General features: G+C 61.9%; 13 protein-coding genes. 7 read left to right on the top strand and 6 right to left on the bottom strand.

Features of this window, described 5'->3' with window-relative positions:
- Nucleotides 1-3: 3 nt before the first annotated feature.
- From PKE98_RS20700 to PKE98_RS20685, 4 genes are read right to left on the bottom strand one after another with little or no spacing between them, the layout of a single operon-like run.
- Nucleotides 4-9,954, bottom strand: coding sequence for a VCBS domain-containing protein (locus tag PKE98_RS20700; protein ID WP_271197290.1), 9,951 nt, complete (start codon nucleotides 9,952-9,954; stop codon nucleotides 4-6).
- Between the two features lie 15 nt (nucleotides 9,955-9,969).
- A complete protein-coding gene (locus tag PKE98_RS20695; protein WP_271197289.1) occupies nucleotides 9,970-11,316 on the bottom strand; it encodes an HlyD family type I secretion periplasmic adaptor subunit in 1,347 nt (448 codons plus the stop codon).
- Nucleotides 11,309-13,519 carry an ATP-binding cassette domain-containing protein gene (locus tag PKE98_RS20690; RefSeq protein WP_271197288.1) on the bottom strand — a complete coding sequence of 737 codons (2,211 nt, stop codon included), beginning with the start codon at nucleotides 13,517-13,519 and terminating at the stop codon, nucleotides 11,309-11,311. The genes PKE98_RS20695 and PKE98_RS20690 overlap by 8 nt, the downstream gene beginning before the upstream one ends.
- A complete protein-coding gene (locus tag PKE98_RS20685; protein ID WP_271197286.1) occupies nucleotides 13,509-15,119 on the bottom strand; it encodes an ABC transporter transmembrane domain-containing protein in 1,611 nt (536 codons plus the stop codon). The genes PKE98_RS20690 and PKE98_RS20685 overlap by 11 nt, the downstream gene beginning before the upstream one ends.
- 451 nt (nucleotides 15,120-15,570) lie before the next feature.
- On the opposite strand from PKE98_RS20685, the gene PKE98_RS20680 reads away from it, so the two are divergent.
- Complete coding sequence (locus PKE98_RS20680) at nucleotides 15,571-16,428, top strand: LysR substrate-binding domain-containing protein (RefSeq protein WP_271197285.1); 858 nt, start codon at nucleotides 15,571-15,573, stop codon at nucleotides 16,426-16,428.
- Here the strand turns inward: PKE98_RS20680 and PKE98_RS20675 are convergent.
- Complete coding sequence (locus tag PKE98_RS20675) at nucleotides 16,425-17,261, bottom strand: EamA family transporter (protein ID WP_271197284.1); 837 nt, start codon at nucleotides 17,259-17,261, stop codon at nucleotides 16,425-16,427. The genes PKE98_RS20680 and PKE98_RS20675 overlap by 4 nt on opposite strands.
- A gap of 507 nt (nucleotides 17,262-17,768) precedes the next feature.
- Here PKE98_RS20675 and PKE98_RS20670 point away from each other — a divergent pair.
- The 3 genes from PKE98_RS20670 to PKE98_RS20660 are packed head-to-tail and all read left to right on the top strand — an operon-like array spanning nucleotide 17,769 to nucleotide 21,624.
- The gene (locus tag PKE98_RS20670) at nucleotides 17,769-18,854 is read left to right on the top strand and encodes a putative 2-aminoethylphosphonate ABC transporter ATP-binding protein (protein WP_271197283.1); all 1,086 of its coding nucleotides are present in this window, start codon (nucleotides 17,769-17,771) and stop codon (nucleotides 18,852-18,854) included.
- The gene (locus PKE98_RS20665) at nucleotides 18,851-20,563 is read left to right on the top strand and encodes a putative 2-aminoethylphosphonate ABC transporter permease subunit (RefSeq protein WP_271197282.1); all 1,713 of its coding nucleotides are present in this window, start codon (nucleotides 18,851-18,853) and stop codon (nucleotides 20,561-20,563) included. Before PKE98_RS20670 ends, PKE98_RS20665 begins: the two co-directional genes overlap by 4 nt.
- Before the next feature lie 41 nt (nucleotides 20,564-20,604).
- Nucleotides 20,605-21,624, top strand: a complete 1,020-nt coding sequence (locus PKE98_RS20660) for a putative 2-aminoethylphosphonate ABC transporter substrate-binding protein (RefSeq protein WP_271197281.1) — start codon at nucleotides 20,605-20,607, stop codon at nucleotides 21,622-21,624.
- A gap of 48 nt (nucleotides 21,625-21,672) precedes the next feature.
- On the opposite strand, the gene PKE98_RS20655 is transcribed toward PKE98_RS20660, so the two are convergent.
- Nucleotides 21,673-22,533, bottom strand: a complete 861-nt coding sequence (locus PKE98_RS20655) for a LysR substrate-binding domain-containing protein (RefSeq protein WP_271197280.1) — start codon at nucleotides 22,531-22,533, stop codon at nucleotides 21,673-21,675.
- A 106-nt stretch (nucleotides 22,534-22,639) separates the two neighbouring features.
- On the opposite strand from PKE98_RS20655, the gene PKE98_RS20650 reads away from it, so the two are divergent.
- The 3 genes from PKE98_RS20650 to PKE98_RS20640 all read left to right on the top strand — a co-directional run bounded on the left by PKE98_RS20650 (nucleotide 22,640) and on the right by PKE98_RS20640 (nucleotide 25,843).
- Nucleotides 22,640-23,743 carry a 2-aminoethylphosphonate--pyruvate transaminase gene (locus PKE98_RS20650; RefSeq protein ID WP_271197279.1) on the top strand — a complete coding sequence of 368 codons (1,104 nt, stop codon included), beginning with the start codon at nucleotides 22,640-22,642 and terminating at the stop codon, nucleotides 23,741-23,743.
- Nucleotides 23,744-23,769: 26 nt separating this feature from the next.
- Nucleotides 23,770-24,597, top strand: coding sequence for a phosphonoacetaldehyde hydrolase (gene phnX, locus PKE98_RS20645; RefSeq protein ID WP_271197278.1), 828 nt, complete (start codon nucleotides 23,770-23,772; stop codon nucleotides 24,595-24,597).
- Between the two features lie 145 nt (nucleotides 24,598-24,742).
- Nucleotides 24,743-25,843: an alkene reductase gene (locus PKE98_RS20640; RefSeq protein ID WP_271197277.1), complete on the top strand. Its 1,101-nt coding sequence runs from the start codon at nucleotides 24,743-24,745 to the stop codon at nucleotides 25,841-25,843.
- Nucleotides 25,844-25,854: the final 11 nt, after the last annotated feature.

Raw genomic sequence — 25,854 nt, 5'->3', positions numbered from 1 at the left:
CGGCTATTGAGCATTCTGCTCCTGATGGGCAATAGCCTCGCCCTCGGGCGCTATGCCTGGTTCCTCGGGAGTAAATTGCTCACCGACCGACGTGTCTTGATTCGAGAACGGCGCATCGTCGGGCGGGGGGCTGCCTAAATGCGCCGGATCCGGCGGGCTGAAGTTGGCGGGATCGATGCCGGCATGCTGCAGATAACCATCAAGTGGCGTCGACTGCTGCGCCGCGTCATCGGCGGGCGATGACTCGCTCGCATCCTCTGGTTCCTGACCATCCTCGGGTGCCGTTTCCATCTGAGCGAACTGCAGATAGTGGTCGACTGGCGACATCGCCTGCTCTTGCGTGTGTGACAGCGCAGCATCGGTTGATTCGGTGGCCGCACTGGCCTGCGTATCGTCGGCGGCGGCCGGCTGCGCGGGCTCCGGAGTATCGGCAACCTCCGTTTGCTGCGGCTCTGGCGCAGGCAGCGGCGCTGCACTGGCGCCGTCTCCGGTCAACGTCACGACGATGGGGTGTTCAGTACCGTCAGCTGTAGCAACGGTGAAGCTGTCGGTCAGGCTTTCGCCCGGTGCCAGTTGTTGAATGACCTGCTGATCGTTGTCGGCGGTGTAATGCCACGCGCCGCTGGCGTCGATACTCAGGGCGCCGTACAAGCCGCCAATAGCATCGTGGGCAATAAATTGCGCTTGGCCGGTGTCCGGGTCATCGACGTCCAATTGCCCACCGGTTTCCAGAAGAAAACCGCCTGGTTCGACCTGATTGGCAACCAGATCACCGTGGTCGATACCGCTTACCACGGCACCGTTGTTGCTGCCGGTAAGGGTAATTAGCAGGGGCTGGGTTGCGGTTGCGCCCTGGTCATCGGTCACTGTCAGGTCAATGCTTAGCACCTGGGTTTCTCCAGCCGCCAGATGCTGATAAGCGGGGTCCGCCGGGTCAAAGGTGTAGTGGCCGTCGGCGTCGAGGGTAAAGCCGGCGATGGCCGCCGCCGTACTGAACGTAAGCACTGCATGGCCATCGACATCGCTGGCCTGCGCTTGCCCGCTGATCAGGCCGCCGTTTTCGTCTGCTGCGCGTTGGGTCAGTGCGCTCATCACCGGCACATCGTTACTGCCGGTCAGCGTGACAGTGACGCTGTGCGCCGTGCCGTCGGCGCTATGCACCACAAATTGTTCGCTCAGGCTTTCGCCGGCACCCAATGTTTGAATGGCCGGCTGACTGTTGTCGGCGCTGTAGTGCCAGGCCCCGCTGGCATCAACGTTGAAGGTGCCGTACGCACCGGACAGCGCTTGCGCAACAAAGATCGCTTCGTGGCTATCGGGGTCGGCAATGGCCAACTGGCCGTCTGTTTGCAACAGCCCGTTGGCACTGCCCTGGTCTTCACTGACGGTGGCGGTGTCGGTACCGGTGATAGACGCGCCCTGGTTGGTCCCGGTAAGGGTAATGAGCAATGTCTGGGTATCGCTGCCGCCATGGTTGTCGGTAACAGTCAGGGGAATAGCGAGCCTGAGGGTGGCGCCCTCCGGCAGGCTCAGATAGTCGGCGTGGGAGGGGTTGAAATGCCACGTGCCATCGCTGTCCAGGGTGAAGCCTGCTACTTGGGCACTGGTGGTGAAGGTGAGCACGTCGCCTATGTCCACGTCGGTACCAGTGACATGGCCGCTAATGGGCTGGCTGCCATCGTGGACGGGGGCCGGGGCATGCACACTGAGCACGGGCAAATCGTTGGTGCCGGTGAGTGTGATAAGCAGATGTTGTGTGGCGCTGGCACCGCCGCTGTCGGTTACGGTGAGCGGAATATCCAGCCGGTGCTGGACGCCTTCGGCCAGGTACTGCCAAGCCGGGTCGGCCGGGTCAAAACTGTAGCTGCCGTCTGCATTGAGGGTAAAACCGGCCACTGTCGCGGTGGTGCTGTAGGCCAGGGTGTCGCCCTGGTCGATATCACTGGCTTGAAGTTGCCCGGTCACGAGCGGGCCGTCCTCATCGGCAGTCTGCGCACTGATGGCGCTCAGCACCGGGGCGTCGTCGCTGCCATGGATAGTGATGCTGATCTGGTAAGGCGTGCCGTCGGCAGTGGTCAGGTTGATGTGCTCTACCAACGTCTGGCCGGCACCCAGTTGCTGGATGTCGTGCTGGCTGTTGTCGGCGCTGTAACGCCAGGTGCCATCGCTGCGTAACGTCAGCGCGCCGTAACTGCCGGTGAGCGTCTGCGCCGTGATCAGCCCTTCGCCGCTATCGACATCACTGACATGCACCTGGCCGCTGACCACCAAGTGCCCGGCCAGTACATTTTCGTCTTCGCTGATATCGCCGGTGCGCTGCCCGGTAATTACGGCGGCATCGTTTTGCCCATGCACCTCTATGCTGATCACTTGCGTGACTTGCGCGCCGTGGCTGTCGCTGCCATGGGCGGTAAAGGTTTCGGTGATGACCTGCCCTTCTTTCAACGCCTGCGTCTGCGGCGCGTCGTTATTGAGCGCGTACACCCAGGCGCCATTGGCGTCCATCTGGAAATGGCCATAGGCGCTGGCGGTGTTCATGTTGACCCACTCGGTGTGGTCGCCTGTATCCGGGTCGCTAACGGACAGAACGCCTTGAGCGCGAACCTTGCCATCTTCCTCGGTGCTGCCTTGGGTATCGCCCGTTACCAGCGGAATATCGTTGCTGCCGTGGACGGTTATCACAACGTCGCGGCCCACCTGCGCGCCATGCTGATCGGTGGCGCGCACATGGAAGGTTTCCGTCAGTTGTTCGCCCTCGTTCAGCGCGCGTACCGCAGAGTCCTGGCTGTCGAGGCGGTAGGTCCAGTGGCCGCTGTCATCCATGTCGAAATGGCCATGGGCACCGTCCACCGACTGGGCGGCAATCACCGCGGCGTCTCCGGTATCCGGATCGCTGACGATGAGCTGGCCGCTGGTTTGCAGCGTTACCGGGTCGAACACCGCACCAGTGCTGGCGCCGCTGATTGATGGCGCATCGTTGCTGCCGCTGATCTGCAACTGAATCTGCTGCTGACTGATGTTGCCAGTGCTATCGCGTACCTGAACGGTAAAGCTGTCGACGGCTTGTTCGCCCTCGGCCAGGGCGCGCAACGCGTCGTTAGCCGACGCCGGGTCGAGCTGATACTGCCAGTTGCCATTCGCGTCCAGACTCAACGTACCGAACTGGCCGTGGGGTTGTGACACCAGCGCAAATACCTGGGAATCACCGGCATCGGCATCGTGGGCCAATACCTGGCCGCTTAATGTCTCGCTGGCACCCGGTTTTGCGGTTCCTTGAGTGATGCTGGGAATGATCGGCGCATCGGCGGTGCCATGGACAGTCACCACAACCTCGTGGGTCTCGCGACCGCCATGGCCATCTTCGGCGACCACCTGGAAGCGCTCAATCAGCGAGTCCCCAGCGTTCAGGCGCTGAGCCTCGGCGTTATCAAGTTGATACTGCCAGTCGCCATTGGCGTCGACGCTAAAAACACCCAGGGCGCCTTGGGGCTGCTGCACATTCCAACTGGCGACATCCCCCATATCCGGGTCTAACACCGTCAGGCTGCCGTGGGCCTGGGGCTGTTTGTCTTCAACGGCGGAGCCGGTGTCCACGCCAACGATACGGGGGATATCGTTGCTGCCGTTGATGGTCACGTTAAATTGCGTCTGCACCTGGTTGCCGGCGGCATCCACGCCGTGCACGGCGAAACGTTCCTGCACGGTTTGCCCTTCATTGAGGCCTTGAACCTGCGGTGCGTCGTTGTTCAACGTATAGAGCCACTGGCCGTTGGCGCCGAGACTGAGCTGGCCGAAAGCGCCGTTGGCCGGCACCACCTGCCAGGTGATGGGCCCGCTCGGCAGCGCGCCTTGCAGCAGGCCGGTGCGCACGGTGGAAACGTCTTCGGTAGTGGCGACGCTCACGGCCGGCAGCGTGGCTACCGGCGCGCCCCCGCCCCCGCCCCCGCCCCCGCCTGCGCCGGGCGTACCGGGGTTGGTGGGCGGCACGTCGGTGCCCACCACCGTCACGGTGACCACCTGCTCGGCAGTGCCGCCTTTGTCGTCCAGCAGTTGCACGCGGAAGGTATCGGTAACCTGGTCGCCTGCTTGCAGGGCACGGGTATCGGCGTCGGTCGGCTCAAGTACGTAGGTCCAGCGCCCCAGGCTGTCCAGGCTCAGGGTTCCGTATTGGCCGTGGCCGTCGAGTAACTGCCAGGTGGTGGTGTCGGCGCGATCCATGTCTGTGCCGATCAAGCGCCCGCTTGCCGTTTCGCTAAGTGCGGCAATCGCCACACCAGTGCTGACCCCACTGATGACGGGCGCATCGTTGCCGCCGTGGACCGTCACGGTAACCGGGCGATAGGTAATGCCGCCGTGCTGATCGACAGCCGCAACCGTGAAGCTTTCGGTGGCGGTCTCACCCTCGCTCAGTGCCTGCACAGTGGCTTGCGGGCCCGCAAAGAGTTCATAGCTCCAGTGTCCGTCCGGCACCATTACAAACTGGCCGTATGTGCCGGCGTAATGCGCCGGCTGGAAGGCGGGTTGATCATTGTTGTCGGTGTCGTGCGCCAGCAGTTGGCCGGACACTTTCAGCACCGTGTCTTCGATAACCTTCCCGGCATCCACGCCGGTGATGAAGGGCACGTCGTTATGGCCAAGCACCCGCACGGTCACTTCACGGATATCCACGGCGCCATGGGGGTCGCTGACCTGCACGCGAAAGACTTCGCTGGCGCTGTCGTTGTCGCCCAGCGTCTGCACCCGCGAGGACGCGTTGTCCAATTGGTAATGCCAGGTGCCGCTGCTATCGACAGTCAGGGAGCCGAATTGGCCGTGGCTATCGCCGAGCACTTGCCAATGGGCGGTGTCGAGCCGGTCCACATCGCCGGAGAGCAACCGGCCGCTGGCGCTGGTGGCCACGTCCTCGGTAACCACCCCGGTGCTCGCGCCGCCAATGTGCGGGCCATCGTTGGCACCGTGCACTTGCACCTGCACATACGCGCTGCTGCGTTCGCCCGCGGCGTCGGTAACGCTGATCGGGAACCGCTCCGTTACCGTCTGGCCTTCAGCGAGCGAATCGGCCCTGGCGTGATCAAGGGTGTAGACCCAGTGCCCATTCTGATCAAGGCTGAGGGTGCCGTAGCTACCTTCGATAGAGCCGCTGCGTGTACCGCCGGTAATCTGCCAGCGGTGGCTATCGCCGATATCCGGATCGCCGCTGGGGATGGTGCCTTGGGTAGTGGTGGCGCCCGCTTTGTCTTCGGTGACCTGCCCGGTGAGTGCGGGTGAACGTGGGTCAATGGCCGGCGCGTCGTTGGTGCCGGTGATCAACAGCGTGACCTGCTGATCGGCAAAGCCGCCGTGGTTATCGCTGACGCGCACGGTAAAACTGTCCTGCACCGTATCGCCGGCGCGGATCGGTTGCGAGAGAGCGGCATCCAGGTGGTAGGTCCAATTGCCATGTTCATCGATGGCCAGGGTGCCGTAGCTGCCCTGCGGTGCGCGCACTTGCCAGCCGCCGAGCGTGTCCCCGTTGTCCACGTCGCTGAAGGACAACGCGCCGCTGGCAATCATCGCCACGTCTTCGACCACGCTGCCCTGGTGCACGCCGGCGATGACCGGGTTGTCATTGCTGCCGTGGACCTGCACAGCGATCACCTGCAACACCGGCGTGCCTGATGCATCCTGCCCACGCACGGTGAACTGCTCCACCTGCTGTTCGCCCTCGCCAAGGGCCTGGGTCTCGGCGCGGCTGTTGTCGAGCGTATACAGCCATTGGCCGGTTGCGGTATCGAAGTTCAAGGTGCCATAGGTGCCATGGCCGTTAACCAGCGCCCAACTGAACGAGTCGCCATTGTCCGGGTCATGGTGCGTCAGGGTGCCGGCAGCGGTATGAGTAGGCGCGTCTTCTGTCACGGTGCCCTGAGTGGTTCCGCTGATCACCGGCAGGTCGTTGCTACCGGTGATGCGTACCACCACATCCTGAAACACCGGGGTGCCTGAGGAGTCGGTGCCCGCCAGGTGAAACACCTCCTGCACCTGCTGCCCTTTGCCCAGGGCGTCGGTGGCCGGCCGGGCGTTGTCCAGGGTGTAACTCCACTTACCGGTATTCAGGTCGAAACTAAAATCACCGTACTGGCCCTGGTTGCTGCCCACCGCACTCCAATGGAAGGTATCGCCTTTATCCGGATCACTATGGGTCAGGCTGCCGGTGGCCTGGTGTTTGGTCGCATCCTCCACCAGCGCAGCTTGATGGGAGCCCCCGAGCACCGGCAGGTCGTTGCTGCCGGTGATGTCGATGGTCACCCGTTGGCTGACCGGTTGGCCCGAGGAATCGGTGGCCTGCACCACAAAGATTTCCTCCACGCGTGCGCCCTCGGGCAGCGCATTGGTGGCTGCCCGGGCGTTGTCCAGGGCATAGCTCCACTGGCCGGTGTGCGGGTCGACGCTGAAGTGCCCATAGGCACCGTCAGCGTTGACTACCGACCAGCGCAGGGTATCGCCACTGTCAGCATCCACCGCGCTGAGAGTGCCGCCGACGGTGTGTACGGGCGCGTCCTCACGTACGGCGCCGGCGCTGCTGCCGCTGATCACGGGCAGGTCGTTGCTGCCGGTTACAACCACATTCACCTGCTGCTGGGCGGTACCACCGAGGCCGTCGCTGACCGTCACCAGAAAGGTTTCATGGGCCTGCTGCCCACCGAGTAACCCTTGTGTGGCCGCCCGGCTGTTGTCCAGCATGTACGTCCACACGCCGGTGGCGGCATCCAGTGCCAGGGAACCGTAGGTGCCGTCACCGGCAGTCAGACTCCAGGTCAGATGCGCGCCCGTATCCACATCACTGGCCAGCAATTGGCCGATCACGCTGGTACGCGGCGCGTCTTCCTGCACACCACCGGCCACCACGGAAACCTGGCTGATCACGGGCGCATCATTGACACCGTGCAGCGTGACGCTGATCTGCTGCGCCGTGCCATCGGCGCTGGTGACGGTGAAGTAGTCGACGGCACTCCCGCCCTCGGCCAACCGCTGGATAGCAGGCTGCTCATTGTCGGCCCGGTAGTGCCAGGTACCTGCCGCATCGATGGTCAACGTACCGTAGGCACCCACCAAGGCATCTGCGGCCAGGTGCGGGGTGAACTGTGACTCGCCGCGATCGGGGTCGACCACCATCAGGCTGCCGCTGGTTTCCAGCCAGTGACTGCCGGCGACTACCGCATCCTCTGTGACGTGCCCGCTGTGCACGCCGGTAATCAGCGCGCCCTGGTTGGTGCCCGTGATGACTAGTGTCAGCACCTGGGTGCCAGTGCCGCCGTGCTCATCGCTCACACTCAGGGGAATGCTGATCGTCTGGGTAGCACCAGCGGGGAGCGGCTGGTAAGCGAGGTTTGTGGGGTCGAATGACCAACTACCGTCGGCGTTCAGGCTGAAGCCGGCAACCGGCGCCGACGAGCCATACGTGAGGGTATCGCCACGGTCCACATCATGGGCGGCCAACTGCCCGTGTACCGCCACGCCGTTCTCGGTAAGGTACTGAGTGGTTACCTGTTGCAACACCGGGTTGTCGTTGCTGCCGGTGAGCGTGATCACAACGTCCTGCCGCGCAACAGCTCCGTGCTCGTCCGTAACCTGCGCGGTAAAGCGTTCAATTACCTGCTCGCCCTCGGCCAGCGCCTGAGTGGCCGCTCGGCTGTTGTCGAGGGTGTAAGTCCATGCCCCCGTATTCGGGTCGATGGCCAAGGTGCCGTATTGGCTTGAGTAGGGCAGCAAACTCCAGCTGAGTTGACTAGTGGCGTCGGCATCCGTCGCCTGCAACTGGCCAGCGAGGGTGTGCGGTTGCGCGTCTTCAACCAGCGCTCCGCTGCTTACCGAGGTGGCGCCCACCACGGGTAAATCGTTGGTGCCCACCAGGGTGATATCGATTGTGTGCGGGGTGCCATCCAGGCTGGCAATCTGGAAATGCTCAGTCAGGGTCTGCCCCTGACCCAACTGCTGCACACCCTGCTGAGCGTTATCGGCGTGATAGTGCCACCGTCCCTGAGTATCGAGGTCCAGGGTGCCGTAGTGGCCTTGCAGCACATCGTGGCCTTGGTGCGACACGAACGCCGACTCGCCAGCGTCTGGGTCAAGAATGCTGAGCCGGCCGCCGGTCACCAACTGTTGCGTGCCGGCGACAACGCGGTCTTCCACCACCGAGCCACTGCTAACACCGCCGATGATTGCGCCCTGGTTGGTGCCTGTCAGGTTGATGACCAGGTTCTGCAGGGCGGTGCCGCCATGGTTATCCGTCACCTGCAAGGCAATCGTCAGCACCCGCTGCGCGCCGTCTGGCAAGGACTGATAGGCAGGGTCGCCAGGGTCGAAGCTATAGCTGCCATTGCCATTGAGAACAAAGCCGGCAACGGAGACCGGCGTGGCAAAGGTCAGCACATCGCCGGCATCAACATCGGCGGCAACCAGTTGCCCGTGCAGCACAGGGCCTTGTTCAACCGCGTTGCGCGGCGCTATCGCGGTAAATACCGGCAGGTCATTGCTGCCGGTCAAAATAATGGTCAAGTCGCGGGTAGCGCTGGCGCCGTGGTCGTCGGTCACCGTTACCGGAACCACCATCTGCTGCGCAGCGCCTTGTGCCAGATGCTGGTAACTGGCGTCACTGGGGTCAAAGCTGTAACTGCCATCCTCATGCAGGGTGAACCCCACTACCTGGGCCGAGGTGCTGAACCGCAGATGGTCGAGCGCATCGACATCGTCCGCCGGAATTCGCCCCAACACCGTGACGCCATCTTCGGTGGCCTGGGCCGCGTGAAATTGCCCGATCACCGGCCCGTCGTTGCTGCCAGCCACGGTGATGGTGATACGCGCACTGCTTGTGGCGCCGTGCTCATCGGTTACGGTGGCCAGGAAAGATTCACTGGCTTGCTGGCCCTGGGAAAGGGCCTGAGTCGGCGCGCGGCCGTTGTCGAGTGTGTAATGCCATTGCCCGGTAACGGCATCCACGCTCAGCTCGCCGTAACGGCCGTGAGAGGAGCCCAGCGTCCAGCGAAGTTGGTCGTTGGCATCGACATCACTGGCTCTGAGCCAACCATCGGCGTTGCTGTGCAGGTCTTCCTGCACGGCGCCACTGAGCCAGGAGGTTTGCAAAATCTGCGGGCGATCATTGGTGCCCTGCACGTCCACGACGATGCGCAAATCCTGCGGTGGCACGCCGCCGGCAGTCACACGCAGAAGAAACGACTCATTGACATGCTCGCCCTCGCCCAGGGCCTGCACCAGCGGGCTGTCATTGTTCAACGCGTAGAGCCAGTTGCCGCTGCTGTCTACGGACAGTTGACCGTAGACCCCGTCCGGCGCCATCACCTGCCAATGGTATGGCACCCCGCGCTCGCCGCCGGTGGCCACCAGACGCCCTACTGCGGCCTGTCGGCTGTCCTCAATCAGTTCGGCGTTGACACTGCCGGTGACCTGCAACGGGGCAATGCCTTCGCCCCCACCGTGGATGGAATCAGGTTTGCCAGCGCCTGGCTCCGAAAGTTGCGCCACATTCGCCGACGCTGCGCCTGGTCGAATTTCGCTCAGCCCCGTGACGTGCAGCAGGGGGCTCTCCTCGGGTTTCCTGTCATGGGCTATGTCTTGCGGCGTCGGGTGAATGTCATCCTCAACGGGTGCTCGCGTCTCACTATCCTCGTGCTTTAGCCCTTCTGCGGCTTTCGCTGTGGAAGGGATGCGCGCCGCATCACTTGCCTCGCTAGCGAGCGGGCCACTGTGTTCGGCTGCTGCGCCTGCTCCCGTGCCGGTTGCCGGCAGGTCCAGAAAGGTCTGGCCGATCTCGTCTTCGGTCCAGCCGACGGCACTGTTCTCGTCGGCCCTGTCGGGCTGCCCCAGGCTCTTGTCGCGAGCGCGCAGGCGCTGGCCGGCTTCATCGGCGTTCATGCCTGGGCGAACGCCGTCCTTGGAATCGCTAAAATCTTTGGCCATGCGAACCTCTCCTGCCTAGCGTTCGTGGAACGCCGTATCGGCACCAAGAAATACGGGTTTGGCGAGGTACTGGAACACGGACTTGCTGCCGGTCACGATGTCGGCCTCGCCGGTCATACCCGGGATCAGCTGGCGGGTGCTTTGCGACCCCACGTAAGGCTTGTCCAGTTGCACAACCACTTTGTAATAGGTGGCGCCGGTCTGCTCCTGGCGAAACGCCGACGGCGAAATGGTGCTGACGGTGCCACTGACCGAGCCAAACCGGCTGAAGTCGAATGCATCGACCTTGACCAGCGCCGTCTGCCCCACGCGCACAAAACCGATATCGCGCGGTGACAGCAGCACTTCCATCATCACGCCGCCTTCGCTGGGCACCAATTCGGCTACCGTGCCGCCAGGGGGAATTACGGCGCCTACCCGGGTATCGGGCAATTGCTTGATAAAGCCGGCAACCGGCGCCACCACTTCCGTGCGCCCTTGACGGTCATCCAACGCGGCGACTTCGGCATCCAGCTCACGGATTTTTTCCAGCAGCCCGGCGCGAATGGCACTGGCCTTTTGTACGATTTCATCCTCGGCCTGGGTCAGCTCCGACTCGGCGGTGCTCACCGCCTTGTGCAGTTCGGCAATACGTGCCTGCAACTGCGCCACTGTGCGCTCCACGTTGGCGGTGTGCTCCTGGGCCTCGGCCATACGCACCGAGGAGATGATCTGGCGCCGAAAGCCCTCGTTGTAACGCGACTCCACATCGCGGGCCAGGTGCAGCTCACGCTGCAAGGTCGGCAACTCACTTTGCGCGCCGGTCAACGCGGCCTTGTGTTCTTCCAGTGCACTGCGCTTGGCGCTCAGTAGCGAGACGTTCAGCCGCTTTTCATCGGCAAAGCGATCTTGCGCTTCCTGCACCAGCTCGGCCTGGCCGGTGAACGCGCCCAGATCGGGCTGCCGGGCCTCGATGATCGCCCCCCACAGCTCCCGATCAATCTGCAGACCGGCACGACGCACTTCAGCCTGAGCGCGTTCCTTGGCCACGTCAGTGGTGGCAAAACGGGCAATCACTTGCCCGGCTTCAACACGATCGTCGGTATTGACCAGCAATTCGGAAAGAATGCCGCCCTCCTTGGACTGCAGGAGCTGGATGCGCGAAACCGGTTGAATCTCGCCGCGCGCTTTGGCCAGTTCATCCACTTGCGCCACCAACGACCAGAGCACAAACACAGCGACCAGGCCGACGATAGCCATCAGCAGATGACGCAGACGGCGGGAGCTTTGGCCATCGTTCAACAGGTTGACGATGGTCGCCCCCGCCCGTTGATCGGCGCCAGTCACCGTGAGGATCTGTGGTGGGAAAGGCGTTTTATCCATGGGTGATTTCCTTGGCATTTTGAGCCGGCGCGGGCACATGGCGCTCTTGTGCAACCGCGCCGAAATGGACCAGGTTGCCCTGGTCGAGGATCGCAATCAGATCGGCACTTTCAATCAGGTCCACGCGGTGCGTGGCAATCAGCACCGTGGTGGTGCCGCGCAATGCGTCCAGCAGCTGTTTGAACAGGCCGTCAAGCAGCGGGTCGGCGTCGCGCAACGGGTCGTCCAGCAGCAGCAAAGACGGGGCATCCAGCGTTGCTTCCACCAGGCTGACAACAAAGCGCACGCGCAGGGCTTGGGCGTCTTCGCGCCAGGTGTCCAGTTCCATGGCCAAGGCCTGTCCGGCCGATTGGCAACCCAGTAACTGCCACCACGCAGCACCGGCCACCTTGGCAAAACAATCGGCTATTTGGGCATCACTTGCCGTGGGGTGCGACAGGCGCACGAAGTCACCCACCGGCAGCGGCAGGTTTTGCAGGGCTTGCGGCACAAAGCCGACCCAGCTTCGGTAATCGGAGGGGGCAAATTGGCGGATATCGCGCCCAGCCAACAATACGCGGCCGCTTTGCGGCGTGCGCACACCGGCCAGGCATTGCAAAAGTGTGCTTTTGCCCGCGCCGTTGGGACCGACGATGACCACCCGCTGACCGGGCGGTACATCCAGCACTACACCATTGAGCGCGCTTTCCTGATCGGGGGCATAGCGGTAAAAAACGCGGTCGGCCGCAATCTGCGCGACCATGGATTGCGGTTGCGAATAGATGCCAGCCGTTTGCACCTCACCGGTAGATTGCATCAGGCGCTCCAGCTCAAGACGGGAGTCACGGATCTGGCGCATGCGCTGGCTGAGCGAGAAAAATTGCTGCGCCGGCGTGGTTACGCGCCAGATCAGCATCATGGTGGCGATAAGACCGCCTGCGCTCATGCCTTGCGTCAGCACCAACGCAATACCCGCAGCCATGGTTGCCAGAACCGTCAACATGCCCAGCGCTTGCCCGACGCTTTGCAACAGGGCATGGGCCAACGTCAGCTCGCGGTTTGCCAAGGCTGCCTGGCCGGCGATGTCGCGCACGCGGCGCAGCCAGTGGTGGTTACCACTGATGCCCTGCAAGGCCCGCAGGCGCTGAATGCCGCTGGCGTACTCCTCGATCAGACGGTTGTTGGCGCGGCCGGCCTTGCGTGCCTTGCGCTGCACATAGGGCTGCACCAGCCATGCGGCAAACCCAAACAACAGCAGCCCGACTACAGGCACAACCACGAGCCAGCCGCCCAGCAGTGCGATGACGAGCAAGAACAACAACACAAAGGGGTAGTCGATCAGGGCCACGCCGGCATCACCGCTTAAATACTGACGCACGCTTTCCATCGAGCGCATCCGGCTGATGCTGTTGTTCAAGCTCAGGCGTGCCGAGTACTCCAGCGGCAAACCCAGCGTTTTGCGAAAGGCGGCACTACCAATCTGCGCCCCGGCCCAACCGCCGAGCCGGGCCAGCACCATGGCCCGCCCCAACCGCAGCCCCCAACCGCCAAAAACGGCAATGATTGCGCCAAGCCCGAGCGTGGTCAGGGTACTCATGGCGCCACCTGGAATGACGGTGTTGTAAACCGTCATGGTGAAGAGCGAGACCGACAAGGCCAGCACATTGGTGACCAGACTGACCACACCCAGACCGACCAGCTCACGCTGCGCCTTGCCGAGCAGGCGTTGCAGCCAATCGGCGTGTGGCGCGTCGATCGGGGTGAAATCAGCGTTGTGCTGCACGAGCAGATAACGCGCATCGGCTGGCGGCCGCCAGTCAGCGAGCAGTTCAGTGCCGTTGTGCCACCAGTGCTGTTCCTCGAAGCGGCCCAGATAAACCTGGCAAGTCGTGCCCGCCAGCGCCAGCGTGCCCAGCGGCAGTTGGTCCAGGAGCGCGTCTTGGGCTACTGGCGCAATGTAGTCGGAGCGAAAACCGATATCGGCCAGCAAGGTGCGCAAATCACCGATCTCGAAGCCAGCGCCTTCGGCAGGCAGACTCGGGATAAGCGTGCGCGGCGCGCCGTACCAGTCGAGGGCGATCAACAGCGGCGCCACGCAGCGGGCCAATTCCGACTGGCGTAGACGTTCCTCTCCCAGCAGCGCCGAGATGCGCTGCATACGTTGTTCCTCGCTCCAGTAGTCGCGCAGGCGTTGCAAGGCTTGCAATGAGCGTTCAGCGGACACGCGCAGTCCCCCTATCCAGGTTTACGCTGCGGTCGCAGCTTGCTATCAGCGTCGGCTTGTTACTGGCGATCAGCACGGTGGTTCGCCGGCCCAGGCTGTGGAGCAAGTCCACCAGCCGCTTCTGCCCGTCCAGGTCAAGGCCGGTGCCGGCGTAATCGAGCAGTAGCACGCGTGGCTGGCGGACCAGAGCTCGGATCAGCGCAATACGCTGATAGACGCCCTCATCGAATTGTTCAGTCCCCAACCCACCTATTTCGGTGAGCACGCCATGGTGAAAACGTGCAAGGAAGGGCAGCAGCCCCAAGGCCTCGGCGTAATCGCGGGCCAGTTGGTTGTAGCGTGAATCGAACAGGGTCAGGTTGTTCAGCACCGTTCCTGGCAATAACGCAGGATGACGCGGCACCAGGCTCACGCCCTGGCGCAGCGCCGCCGGCGAAAAAGACGTTAGCGGATGGCCATCGATTGCCACCTGCACGCCCTCTTCGGGGCAGGTGCCGGCGATCATGGCGAGCAATTTGGAGGTGTACGTGGCGTCGGCACTGCTGACGTGCACGCGGTCGCCGGCAGCTACGTTGAGAATTTCCCCCTGGCCATCAGCGCCCTTCAGCGTGAAAGCCCCATCGGTGATCACCGCACTGGTGTCCGCGCTAGCGCCCTTGCCAATCGGCAGGTCGAGCAACTCATCGATTTTGGCCTGTGCGTTACGTGCTTGAGACAGGCGGGTGAGGTAACCCAGGCCAAGCATGGCAGGGCCAATGGAGCGACCGGCCAGCAGGGTGCACGCCGAAAGCGCGCCGGTGGTGAGCTGGCCCTCAATCACGCTGATGGCACCAAAAATCACGATCAGCACCGTCGACAACTGACCCAGTAATGCGGCGTTCTCTCTCACCCAGGCACCGAGCGCCTCCAATCGTGCGGCGGCATCCATGTACTGCCCATTGATGATGTTGTAGACCCCGCTGACTGCAGGCTCCGCACCTCTGGACTTGACTTCAACCACCCCGGCAAAGGCTGCCCACATAAGATCCCGACGCTTGCGGTCCACACCCTCGACGCGCTGGAGGGCCGCCTCGGTTTTACCTTTAACCAGCAATGTCAGCGCCAACGCGACAAAGAACAGGGTCGTCGGGATCAGCGCCAGCCAGCCACCTATGTAGGCGATAAGGCCGATGTAAACCACCACGAAGGGCACCTCGTAGAACGCTGCTGCGGCACTTCCCGACCAGATGTCCCGAACCTGGGCCACGGAGCGAACCCCATCGATGATCGAGGCCGTGCCCAGGCGCTCCACCGCATCGATATCGGCCTTTAGCAGACGGTCGAAGATGCGCACCGTTGTCTCACTTTCATAGCGCGCGGCCACGTGAGCGAACAGCGCTGTGCGTCCGTAACGAAGCATGGCCTCCAGCACAATGGCCGCGCCCACGCCCGCCACCAGCACCACCGCCGTACCGAAGGACTGGCTTGGCAGAATGCGGTCGTATATCTGTAATAGAGCCAGAGGCAACGCCAATGCCAGCACATGAATAACCAGCGAAACCGCTACAACATCCAGCCGCCCCAACCCCGAGCGCTGCCCACGCACTGCATCATTTACCATGCGCTAAAGCCGTCCTTGATTCGGTTGCGGATCGCAAGCGACCCGATGAAAAAAACGGGTAGCCAATCGTCCACCACCCCAGTGATACAAAATACTAGAGGCCCGTCGTTACAGGCGGCGCCAGCAGCAGGCCTGCGCCTTCCTGCTGACAATACTGCCGGTACCCGTCGATCGGCAGCGCCTTGGCAAACAGTCAACCTTGAGCGTAGCGAACCTGGCGGGCTTGCAAGTACTCAAGCTGCTCGACGGTCTCGGCCCCCTCGGAATCACTGACTGCAAAGCTAGTTAAACCTTAGCGCAGGCCAGGGATACAGTGGATTGTCACGGGAGAATCTGCTGCCAACGTGCGATGGGCGCTTGCTGCGCGATATTGGTAGACGATTTAACATGCCTGGCATCTGCCGACGTCCGCCCTGTGACGTCGGGCTTCCCCAAGGTCAGAGAACACACAATGCTGGAGTCAGAGCTCAAAGCGTTCTACATGGTTGCCCAATTGGGCAGCGTTACCCTGGCAGCCAAAAAACTGGGGTTGAGCCAACCGACCGTGACCAATCAGATCCGCCAATTGGAAAGCCAATTTGCGGTGGAGCTGTTTTATCGCGGTGGCAGGCGCCTGACCTTGAGTGAAACCGGCACGCGCTTGTTGCCGCTGATCAAGCCCATGCTGTCGCACAGCTTGAACATCGAGTTTTTTCTGAATAACGCCAGCGGCAATGCCGGCAAGCTGCGTATCGGTGCCACGGCGCCGTATTACATCCTCGACTTGGTAAAGGCCTTCCGCGAACAGCACGGCGGTCAGGTCAGTCTGGAGTTGGGTAATTCGCAGCAGATGATCGAAGCCCTGGATGAATACCGCGTGGACGTGGTGACGTCCTCCCAACGCCTTACCGACTCACGGCTTTTCTGCTTGCCGTTGGGCCAAGACCCACTGGTGTTGGTGGTGCATCGTAGCCATCCGTTGGCGAACCAGAGCCGCATCCAGCTGAGCGCGCTTGAGGGCCATTGCGTGTTGATGCGTGAGCACGGCTCCCACACCCGGCAACTGACGGAAGACATGCTGGTGCGCGCGCAACTGAAGCTGGAAAACATCATTGAGATCGGCAGCCGCGAAGCCATCCGCGAGGCGGTACTGCGCAATATTGGCGTGAGTATCATTGCCCGCCATGAGGTGCCTGACAGCCAGGAGCTGCGGATTGTGACGATTCACCAGGCAACGCTCCTGGATGAGTTTTTGTACTGCCTGAAAGAGCGTCGCGGTGCCCGGTTGATCAGTGAGTTTGTGCAGGTGGCGCAGCGCCGTTTCGGCTAAGCCGCCCACTTGATCAGCACAATACCCAGGGTGACGGTTACCGCCGCAATCAGGCGGCGCCGCCCGAAGGGTTCTTTGAACAGCAGTGTGGCAATCACCGCCCCGATGATGACGCTGCTCTCGCGCAGCGCGGCAATTTTCGCCACGTGGTCCAGGGTCATCGCCCACAGCACCAACCCATACGCGGCGCAATAGGTCAGGCCACCGAACACTGACAAACGCCAATGCTCACGTACGTGCCGGGTCAGCTCGGGGCCACGTTGCCAGGCAGCGAACAGCGGAATGGGCACACTCAGTACCAGCGTGAAATAAACCAGGTACTGCAACACGCCCGCCGAATTGCGCACGCCATGGGCATCAATGACCGTGTACAGCGCCACGCATATTCCCGCCGCCAGTGCGTTGCGCGGTGCTTTCCAATGCTGGTTGAAGTGCAGCAGGCTCAGTACGCCGAGCGACAACACCCCCACGCCGACGAGCCCCAGCAGCGGTAATGTCTCACCCAGCCATAGCGCGGCAAACACCACCACCAATAAAGGCGGCAGGCCGCGCACTAGCGGGTAAACCTGACCGAAATCGCCGAACTGGTAAGCGCGAATAAGAAAGTAGCGATAGAACAGATTGACCAGCGTGGAGAGCGCGATCACGCCCCACACCTCTGGCGAGGGGGGCGAAACGAAAGGCAGCAGCACCAGCGCCACACAAAAGGCTACGGTGTCGACCATGGCCATGGACGCCAACCGATCGCTGCTGGACTTCACTACCGCGTTCCAACTGGCGTGCATAAACGCCGAAATCAATACGAGCAAGGTGGCCAGGTTGGCAGCGGACATGGGCGGGCTCACTAAAAGAAGGTGGCCAGCATGCCAAGCCTGCGCCCATCAATCCAATCGGTTATTGGCAACCCCAACATCAGCCAGACTTATAAATAGCCGCCGCTTTGTTGCCTTGCCCATCCTGCAGCCGACCCTGCTCAAAACCTGTGTTTTTACCCATGAGCAAACAAAAAACTATGAACATATAGCCAATTTTGCGCAGCGGCGCCCGCCAGCGCGGTAGGTGCGTTCGCGCCACTAAGTGATTGTTTTGTATATCTAATACGGCGATTACCGCGGAACTTTCGGCGTCCTTTCAGGGCGTTTTCTCGGTTTTTTTCCGGTTTTCGCTTTGCCGCTGAATTTTCTGCGTGATACATCAAAACCCAGCGAGAGACCGCACACCGCACCGTAAGAGTGCCCGCGCTCGCTGAGAACCTATCTGCCCCGCAACTTGTTAGTTATTGGTCGTTTACCACGTGCCGTCTTTTGTTGTTGGCGGCTGGCATTGCATAGGAACACTTCATGGCTTCTATCCCTGGTCATATTTCAACCATGCCGCTTTCGGTACAGGGCATTGGTAAATCCTTCGGCAACCTGAGCGTACTCAGCGATGTTTCCCTTGAGGTTGCCGCTGGCGAGCTGGTCTGTTTGCTAGGCCCGTCGGGGTGCGGCAAAACCACGCTGCTGCGCATTATCGCCGGCCTGGAAAGACAGGACGCCGGACGGTTGTTGATCGGCCCCAGGGACATTTCCCGGGCCCACCCGCAGGAGCGCGATTACGGCATTCTGTTTCAGTCTTACGCCCTCTTCCCCAACCTCACCATTGAACAAAACATTGGCTACGGCCTGAGCACGCGCAATTTGCTGCGCTCGCAGATTCGCGAGCGAGTGGCGCAGATGCTGGAGCTGGTGGGGCTTACGGCCAGCGCAACCAAGTACCCGGGGCAATTGTCTGGCGGCCAGCAGCAGCGGGTCGGTTTGGCCCGAGCCCTGGCGCCCTCGCCCTCGCTGCTGCTTCTGGATGAGCCCATGTCCGCGCTGGATGCCAAGGTGCGCGAGCACCTGCGCCAGGAGCTGCGCTCGTTGCAGCAGCAGCTTGGCATCACCACCGTGATGGTCACCCACGATCAGGACGAGGCCATGGTGATGGCCGACCGTATCGCCGTGATGAACCAGGGCCGCATCGAGCAGTTCGATACACCGGAGAACATTTACCGCTACCCGGCCACGCCCTTTGTGGCCAACTTTGTAGGCCACGCCAACTGGCTGGACTACCAAAGCGTGAGCGACGGTCGCGTGCACCTGGGGCCGTTGTCTTTGCAGTTGGATAAAGCCGTGGCTGGCGGCCCGGGGCGCCTGTTTTGCCGGCCGGAAGTGCTGCGCATCGACAACCAGGCGCAGGCCTCAAACAGTGTGGCGGCGCAGGTCAAACACAAGCTGTTTATGGGCAACCGGTATCGGTTGACGGTGGAGCTGGAGCAGTTGCAAGGCCAGCCATTGGTGGCCGACATCAGCGCCGACCTCGGTGCTGCTCCGCTTGACGCCGAGCGGGTCTGGTTAACTTTCCCACCTCACGGCATGCAAGCCTTCCCGGGGGGCGCGGTATGAGTAGCCTGCCCTACGCGCGCTCAGTGGCCCAACCGGCGCAGCCAGCGCCACGCCGCGCCCAGGCCGCTTTGCTCGACGCGCTGTTTGCGCGCGGCGTAAAGCTGCTGATGGTGGTGTTGCTGGTAGTGGGCCTGGCGCTGCCACTGATCGCCATGCTCGGCAAGGTGGTGGAGGTGCAAAACGGCCTGGCGGGTGTCTGGCAGTTTGTTTCCAGCTCGCGTTTTTTATGGCTGCTGGGCAACAGCGTAAAAGTCTCATTGAGTACTGTGGCGCTGGTGGTGCCCCTGGCCTATGTGTTCGCGTACGCCATGCAGCGCAGCTGGATTCCGGGAAAACGCCTGTTGCGCAGTATTTCCCTGCTGCCATTGATGGCGCCTTCCATGCTGTCGGCCATTGCCTTGATCTACCTGTTCGGCAACCAAGGCATGCTCAAGTCCTGGTTCCCCGACGGCATTTATGGGTTCTCCGGCATCTTGTTGGGTCAGGCGTTTTACAACTTCCCCATGGCCCTGATGATTCTGGTCTCAGCCCTGGGCCTGGCAGACGCCCGTCTCTACGACGCGTCGGTCAGCATGGGCGCCAACCACTGGAAAACCTTTGTAAACGTCACCTGGCCGGGCACCCGCTATGCGGTGTTTGCCGCGAGCTGCCTGGTGTTTACCCAGACCATCACCAACTTCGGTATTCCGGTGGTAATTGGCGGCGACTACCAGGTGTTGGCCATGGAGGCCTACAAGTCGGTGGTCGGGCAGCAGAAGTTTTCCGAAGGCGCGTTGATTGGCAGCATTCTGCTGGTACCGGCGTTAATCAGTTTTGCCGTCGATGCATGGATGCGCCGCCTGCGTGGCAGCCAGGTGAGCAGCCAGGCGGCCACCTACGTAGCGCCGCGTAACCGGGTACGTGACACCGTTTTGTTGCTGGCCGCAGGCGCCATCGCCTTGGCGTTGTTGAGCCTGGTGCTGGTGGCCGTCGGTGCATCGCTGATCAACTTCTGGCCTTACGACCTGTCGTTCTCGCTGCGTCACTATGACTTCGAAACCAGCGGCGGCGTGGGCTGGCTGGCGTATCGCAACAGCCTGACGCTGGCGGGCCTGACGGCGCTGATCGGTACGCCGATCATCTTTACCTGCGCCTACCTGATGGAGAAAACCCGTGGCGGCTGGTTTGACGGGCTGCTGCGCCTGTTGTGCATGCTGCCCATGGCGGTGCCGGGCTTGGTAATGGGCCTGGGCTATGTGTTTTTCTTCAACCACCCGGGCAACCCACTGGGCGGTATGTACGGGGGCATCGCCTTGATGGTGCTGTGCTGCGTGATGCGTTTTCTCACCCCGGCACAAATGACTGCCACCACCGCGTTGCGGCAACTGAACGACGAAATTGAAGCCGCCTCGCTGTCGCTGAAAGTGCCGTTGGCCACCACCTATTGGCGGGTCACCGTGCCCATTTGCCTGCCGGCGCTGCTCGAGGTGTTTCGCTACCTGTTCGTCTCCTCGATGACCTCGGTATCGGCGCTGATCTTCCTCTACAGCCCCGACACCGTGCTGGCCGCCGTTGCCGTGCTGAACCTGGATGACTCCGGCAACGTCGGCGCTGCTGCCGCCCTGGCCTCCTTGATTCTGCTCACCTCGGCGCTGGTGTCGGTGGCGCTGTACCTGATTTCCCGTGGCTTGCTGGTGCACACCCAGCATTGGCGATCCGCGCGCGTTTAAACCTGCCGTTCCTTTAACTCAAACCTTGCATGAGGCTTACGATGACTAAAGCTTGGAAAACGCTCGCCGCCACCGTGCTCAGTTTCGGCGTGATCAGCACTGTCATGGCTGATACCGAATTGACCGTGTACACGGCGATGGAAAACGAACAACTGGCCGGCTACAAAAAGGCCTTCGAGGCCAAGTACCCCGACATTGAAATCAAATGGGTACGCGACTCCACCGGCATCATTACCGCCAAGCTGCTGGCGGAAAAAGACAACCCCCGCGCCGACGTGATCTGGGGGCTGTACGCCTCCAGCGTGGCCTTGATGGGCAAGGAAGGCATGCTGGAGGCTTATGCGCCGGCTGGGCTGGACAAGATTGACGCGAAATTCCGCGACACCCGTACGCCCCCGCTCTGGGTGGGTAACGGCGTGGAAGCCACGGCGATTTGCGTAAACGCCGCCGAGGCCAAAAAACAAAACCTGCCCATTCCAACCAGTTGGGAAGATCTGACCAAGCCGGTTTACCAAGGCAAGATCGTCATGCCTAACCCCGCTTCCTCCGGCACCGGTTACTCGGCCGTGAATGCCTGGCTGCAGATCATGGGCGAGGAAAAAGGCTGGGCCTTTATGGACAAGCTGCACGCCAACATTGGCCAGTACACCCACTCTGGCTCCAAACCGTGCACGCAGGCGGCGATGGGTGAGTACCCCATTGGCATTTCCCTGGATTTCCGCGCTGTTACCCTCAAGCGTCAAGGCGCGCCCCTGGAAATCGTCTTGCCAACCGAAGGCCTGGGGTTGGATATCAACTCGGTGGCCTTGATCAAAGGCAGCAAGAACCTGGAGGCGGCGAAAAAGCTCGAAGACTTTGCCGTCAGTGAGCAGGCGTTTTTGCTCTACCAACCCAATGCGGCGGCATTGGCTCGTCCGGAGTTCAACGTCAAACTCGCCGAAATGCCTGAGGCTTACTATGACCGCCTGATCACGGTCGACTTCGACAAGGCCGGTGCTCAACGTGCCGCTGTGTTGGAGAAGTGGCGCGCCCGCTACGACGGCAAGTCCGAGAAGAAGTAACGCCTGAACGCCTAGCGCAGCACGGCGGCACCCCGCCGACCTGCTGCGCTACCCGGCATCACCGACCAGGCCCATAAACGCTGCAATCAGGCGCGACTCGGTACGCCGCTCCAGGCAGCCGATCATATGGCGGTTGGTCAGGCCCTCCCCCACCAGCGGCACCGCCACCACGCGCGGGTCGTGGCTCAACTCCACCGACGACACAATGCCAATGCCCAGGTCAGCGGCCACGGCTTCGGTCACGGCTTCGCGGCTGTCCAGCTCCAGCAACACCCGAGGGTTCACACCCGCCAGCTCGCATGCCTGATTGAAGGTACGCCGGGTGATCGAGCTCGGTTCGCGCAGCACCATGATCTGCTGGTCCAACTGCTTCAGGTCGATGCGTTTGCCCGCCAGACGATGGCCTGCGGGAACCAATGCGCAGATCTGCGAGGGCGTCATTTCCTGCAAGTGCAGCCCCTTGCGCGGCTCCACTTCGGTCATTACCGCCACATCGGCGTGCTCTGAAAGCAGCGCGGCGAGGGTTTCCTGCGCATTGCCCAAACGCAGGTTAACCACCACCCCGGGGTATTTGGCACGCAGGCTGGCAATCATCGGCATCACCCGGTGCGGCCCGTCGGCGGCCACCTCCAGGCGCCCGGTCAGTAATTGCCGGTTGGCTTCCAGCAGCACCTGCGCTTCTTCGACCAACCCGAACATGGCGCGGGTAATGGCGGCCAGGCGAATACCCTCTTCGGTGAGTTCCACGCGTCTGGCGGTACGCCGCAACAGGGTGATCTGGTAGTGCTCCTCCAGCATTTTCACGTGCCCGGTCACCGCCGGCTGGCTGATAAAAAGGCGCGCGGCAGCGCGAGTGAAACTGCCCTCGCGGGCCACCGCATCAAAGGCGCGCAACTGGAATAAATTCATATCGGCCTGACTTATAGTTCGGATAACAACAAACAATTTGATTGATGCATAGGCAAATTGCAACCTGTGCCTCGCCACTCTTAGCCACCGTTGCGAGACACCTTCTATGAACCCAGTAGCGCCGATCCTGCTGACCCCAGGCCCCCTCACCACTTCAGCCCGCACCCGCCAAGCGATGATGATGGACTGGGGCTCGTGGGACCGCGACTTCAACCAGATGACCGCCAGCGTGCGCGAGCAATTGCTGGCCATCATTCATGGCGAAGCCAGCCATTACTGCATTCCGTTGCAAGGCAGCGGCACTTTTGCCGTAGAAGCCGCCATTGGCACCCTGGTGCCGCGAAACGGCAAAGTGTTGGTGCTGGTCAACGGTGCGTATGGCCAGCGCCTGGCAAAGATCTGCAGCGTGCTGGGGCTTGCGTTCAGCACCTTTGAAACCGCTGAAGACCAACCCACCACTGGCGAGGACGTTGACCGTTTGCTGCGTGAAGACGCCGCCATCACCCACGTGGCCCTCATTCACTGCGAAACCAGCACCGGCATTCTCAACCCACTGAACGCTATCGCCGAGGTGGTGGCCAAGCACGGCAAGCGCCTGATCATCGATGCCATGAGCTCCTTTGGCGCGTTGTCTATCGATGCCCGTGAAGTGCCGTTCGAGGCGCTGATCGCAGCCTCCGGCAAATGCCTGGAAGGCGTGCCCGGCATGGGCTTTGTATTTGCCAGCAAAGAGGCGCTCGACCAGGCACAGGGCAACAGCCGCTCGTTGGCAATGGACCTGCACGACCAGCACGTGTACATGGCCAAAACCGGTCAGTGGCGCTTTACACCGCCCACCCACGTGGTAGCTGCCTTGCATGAAGCCCTGCTGCAATACGCCGAAGAAGGCGGGCTGCCGGCGCGGCACAAGCGCTACCAACAGAACTGCGACACCTTGCTCGAGGGCATGCAACAACTGGGGCTGCGCAGCTTCATTCCGGCGGCCATCCAGGCGCCGATCATCGTCACCTTCCACGCCCCTGACAGCCCGAATTACGCGTTCAGGGACTTCTACGAACGCGTTAAAGCCAAGGGTTTCATTCTCTACCCCGGCAAATTGACCCAAGTGGAAACCTTCCGTGTGGGCTGCATCGGCTGCGTCGACAGCCACGGCATGCAGGCCGCCGTAGACGCCATCGGACAAGCCCTGCGCGATATGCAGGCGCTGTAAATTCTCCTCCCTTTCGGAAGCCCGTTATGAACTACAACTCCCCAAGCAAAACCCAGGCAGTGATCCTTGATTGGGCCGGCACGGTCGTTGACTTCGGCTCGTTCGCGCCCACGCAGATTTTCGTCGAGGCCTTTGCCGAATTCGACGTCCAGGTTTCCATCGAAGAAGCCCGCGGCCCGATGGGCATGGGCAAGTGGGACCATATCCGCACGCTCTGCGACATTCCGGCCATCAGCGCCCGCTACCAGAAAGCCTTTGGCCGCACGCCCAGCGACGACGATGTCACCGCGATCTACAACCGCTTTATGCCGCTGCAAATCGAAAAAATCGCCACCCATTCGGCGCTGATTCCCGGCGCGCTGGCGACCATTACCGGCCTGCGCGAGCAGGGTTTGAAAATCGGTTCCTGCTCGGGCTACCCCGCCGTGGTCATGGCCAAGGTGGTCGAACTGGCCAAGCAAAACGGCTACGTGGCTGACCACGTGGTGGCCACTGACGAAGTACCCAATGGCCGGCCCTATCCTGCCCAGGCGCTGGCAAACGTGATTGCCCTGGGCATCAACGACGTGGCCAGCTGCGTGAAGGTGGACGACACCGTACCCGGCATTCTGGAGGGGCGTAGCGCCGGCATGTGGACCGTAGCGCTGGTGTGCTCCGGCAATGCCCTGGGCCTGACCTACGAGCAATTTATGGCCTTGGACCCGGAAAAACTGGCGGTTGAACGTGAGCGCATTCATGGCTTGTTCGCCGGCTCGCGTCCGCACTACCTGATCGACACCATCAACGATCTGCCGCAAGTCATCGCCGATATTGATCGACGTTTGGCAGCCGGCGAGATGCCGCAAGCGTACTGAACCCGCGGGTGGGCCGCGCAGGCGCGGCCCATCGGATTATCCGGTTTAACCGTAATGTGTTTCCCGCTTTGGCTCGATTGTTGGAAATCTGCGCAACGCTATCCTGTGCCCACGAGGTTCACTGACGCGCTAACAGGAGAGGCTGATGTCCACATTATTTACCCAAGGTTCAGTTGGAAAACTGCACACCCCTAACCGTATTGTCATGGCACCCATGACCCGCTCGCGCAGCACTCAGCCGGGCGATGTACCGAACGCCATGAACGCGGCGTATTACGCGCAGCGTGCATCGGCAGCATTTATTGTCACCGAGGCCACGCAGATCTCCCCGCAGGGCAAGGGCTATTCCTTCACGCCCGGTATTTACAGCCAGGAGCAGGTTGCCGGCTGGCGCCTGGTGACCGATGCGGTGCATGCCGCTGGCGGTCGTATTTTCTTGCAGCTCTGGCACGTGGGGCGCATGTCGCACCCGGACTTTCATAACGGCGAGCTGCCGGTTGCGCCTTCTGCCATCCCGTTCGAGGGCAGCATCTGGAAAGTCGATCCGGCGACCGGCGAGGGCAGCATGGTCCCGTGCCCAACGCCGCGGGCCCTTGGCCGCGATGAAATACACGGCATCGTCAACGACTACCGCAACGCCGCCCGTAATGCCATGACGGCGGGCTTCGATGGCGTGGAAGTGCACGGAGCCAACGGCTATCTGATCGACCAGTTCCTGCGCACAACGTCCAACGTGCGTACCGATGAGTACGGCGGCTCGCGCGAGAACCGTCTGCGTTTTCTGAAAGAAGTCATGGATGCGGTGATTGATGAAGTGGGGGCCGAGCGCACGGCGATTCGCGTGGCTCCATTTCTGACGGCGCGAGGCATGGCGTGCCCGGACATTCTGCCAACGATTCTCGAAGCAGCGACCTACTTGCAGGAACGAGGCATCGCCTACCTGCACCTGGTGGAAGCCGATTGGGATGACGCGCCTAAATTTCCTGAGGAGTTTCGCCAGGCTGTGCGCGAGCGCTTTCGCAACGCCATTGTGGTGGCCGGCAAATACGATCTCGAACTGGCAGATTGGGTATTGAATAAAGGCTATGCGGACTTTGTCGCCTTCGGCCGCAAGTTTGTTGCCAACCCGGATCTGCCACTGCGGCTGGAGAAGGGCTACCCGCTGGCCGGGCTGGAAGGTGCCGAGTTGTTTGGCGGCACCGAGCGAGGGTACTCCGACTTCCCGGCCTGGTCCGAGCAGGCATAAGCGCTACGGGT

The sequence above is a fragment of the Pseudomonas turukhanskensis genome (genome assembly GCF_027922365.1).
GTDB classification, from domain to species: Bacteria; Pseudomonadota; Gammaproteobacteria; order Pseudomonadales; family Pseudomonadaceae; genus Aquipseudomonas; species Aquipseudomonas turukhanskensis.
Note: the sequence above shows the minus strand (reverse complement) of the source record. Positions and strands in the feature narration are given on the sequence as shown.

Bases quoted from the DNA above. Each gene is read 5' to 3' on its own strand.
- PKE98_RS20700 (WP_271197290.1), bottom strand. From the start codon at position 9,954: ATGGCCAAAGATTTTAGCGATTCCAAGGACGGCGTTCGCCCAGGCATG.
- PKE98_RS20695 (WP_271197289.1), bottom strand. From the start codon at position 11,316: ATGGATAAAACGCCTTTCCCACCACAGATCCTCACGGTGACTGGCGCC.
- PKE98_RS20685 (WP_271197286.1), bottom strand. From the start codon at position 15,119: ATGGTAAATGATGCAGTGCGTGGGCAGCGCTCGGGGTTGGGGCGGCTG.
- PKE98_RS20680 (WP_271197285.1), top strand. From the start codon at position 15,571: ATGCTGGAGTCAGAGCTCAAAGCGTTCTACATGGTTGCCCAATTGGGC.
- PKE98_RS20675 (WP_271197284.1), bottom strand. From the start codon at position 17,261: ATGTCCGCTGCCAACCTGGCCACCTTGCTCGTATTGATTTCGGCGTTT.
- PKE98_RS20670 (WP_271197283.1), top strand. From the start codon at position 17,769: ATGGCTTCTATCCCTGGTCATATTTCAACCATGCCGCTTTCGGTACAG.
- PKE98_RS20665 (WP_271197282.1), top strand. From the start codon at position 18,851: ATGAGTAGCCTGCCCTACGCGCGCTCAGTGGCCCAACCGGCGCAGCCA.
- PKE98_RS20660 (WP_271197281.1), top strand. From the start codon at position 20,605: ATGACTAAAGCTTGGAAAACGCTCGCCGCCACCGTGCTCAGTTTCGGC.
- PKE98_RS20655 (WP_271197280.1), bottom strand. From the start codon at position 22,533: ATGAATTTATTCCAGTTGCGCGCCTTTGATGCGGTGGCCCGCGAGGGC.
- PKE98_RS20650 (WP_271197279.1), top strand. From the start codon at position 22,640: ATGAACCCAGTAGCGCCGATCCTGCTGACCCCAGGCCCCCTCACCACT.
- phnX (WP_271197278.1), top strand. From the start codon at position 23,770: ATGAACTACAACTCCCCAAGCAAAACCCAGGCAGTGATCCTTGATTGG.
- PKE98_RS20640 (WP_271197277.1), top strand. From the start codon at position 24,743: ATGTCCACATTATTTACCCAAGGTTCAGTTGGAAAACTGCACACCCCT.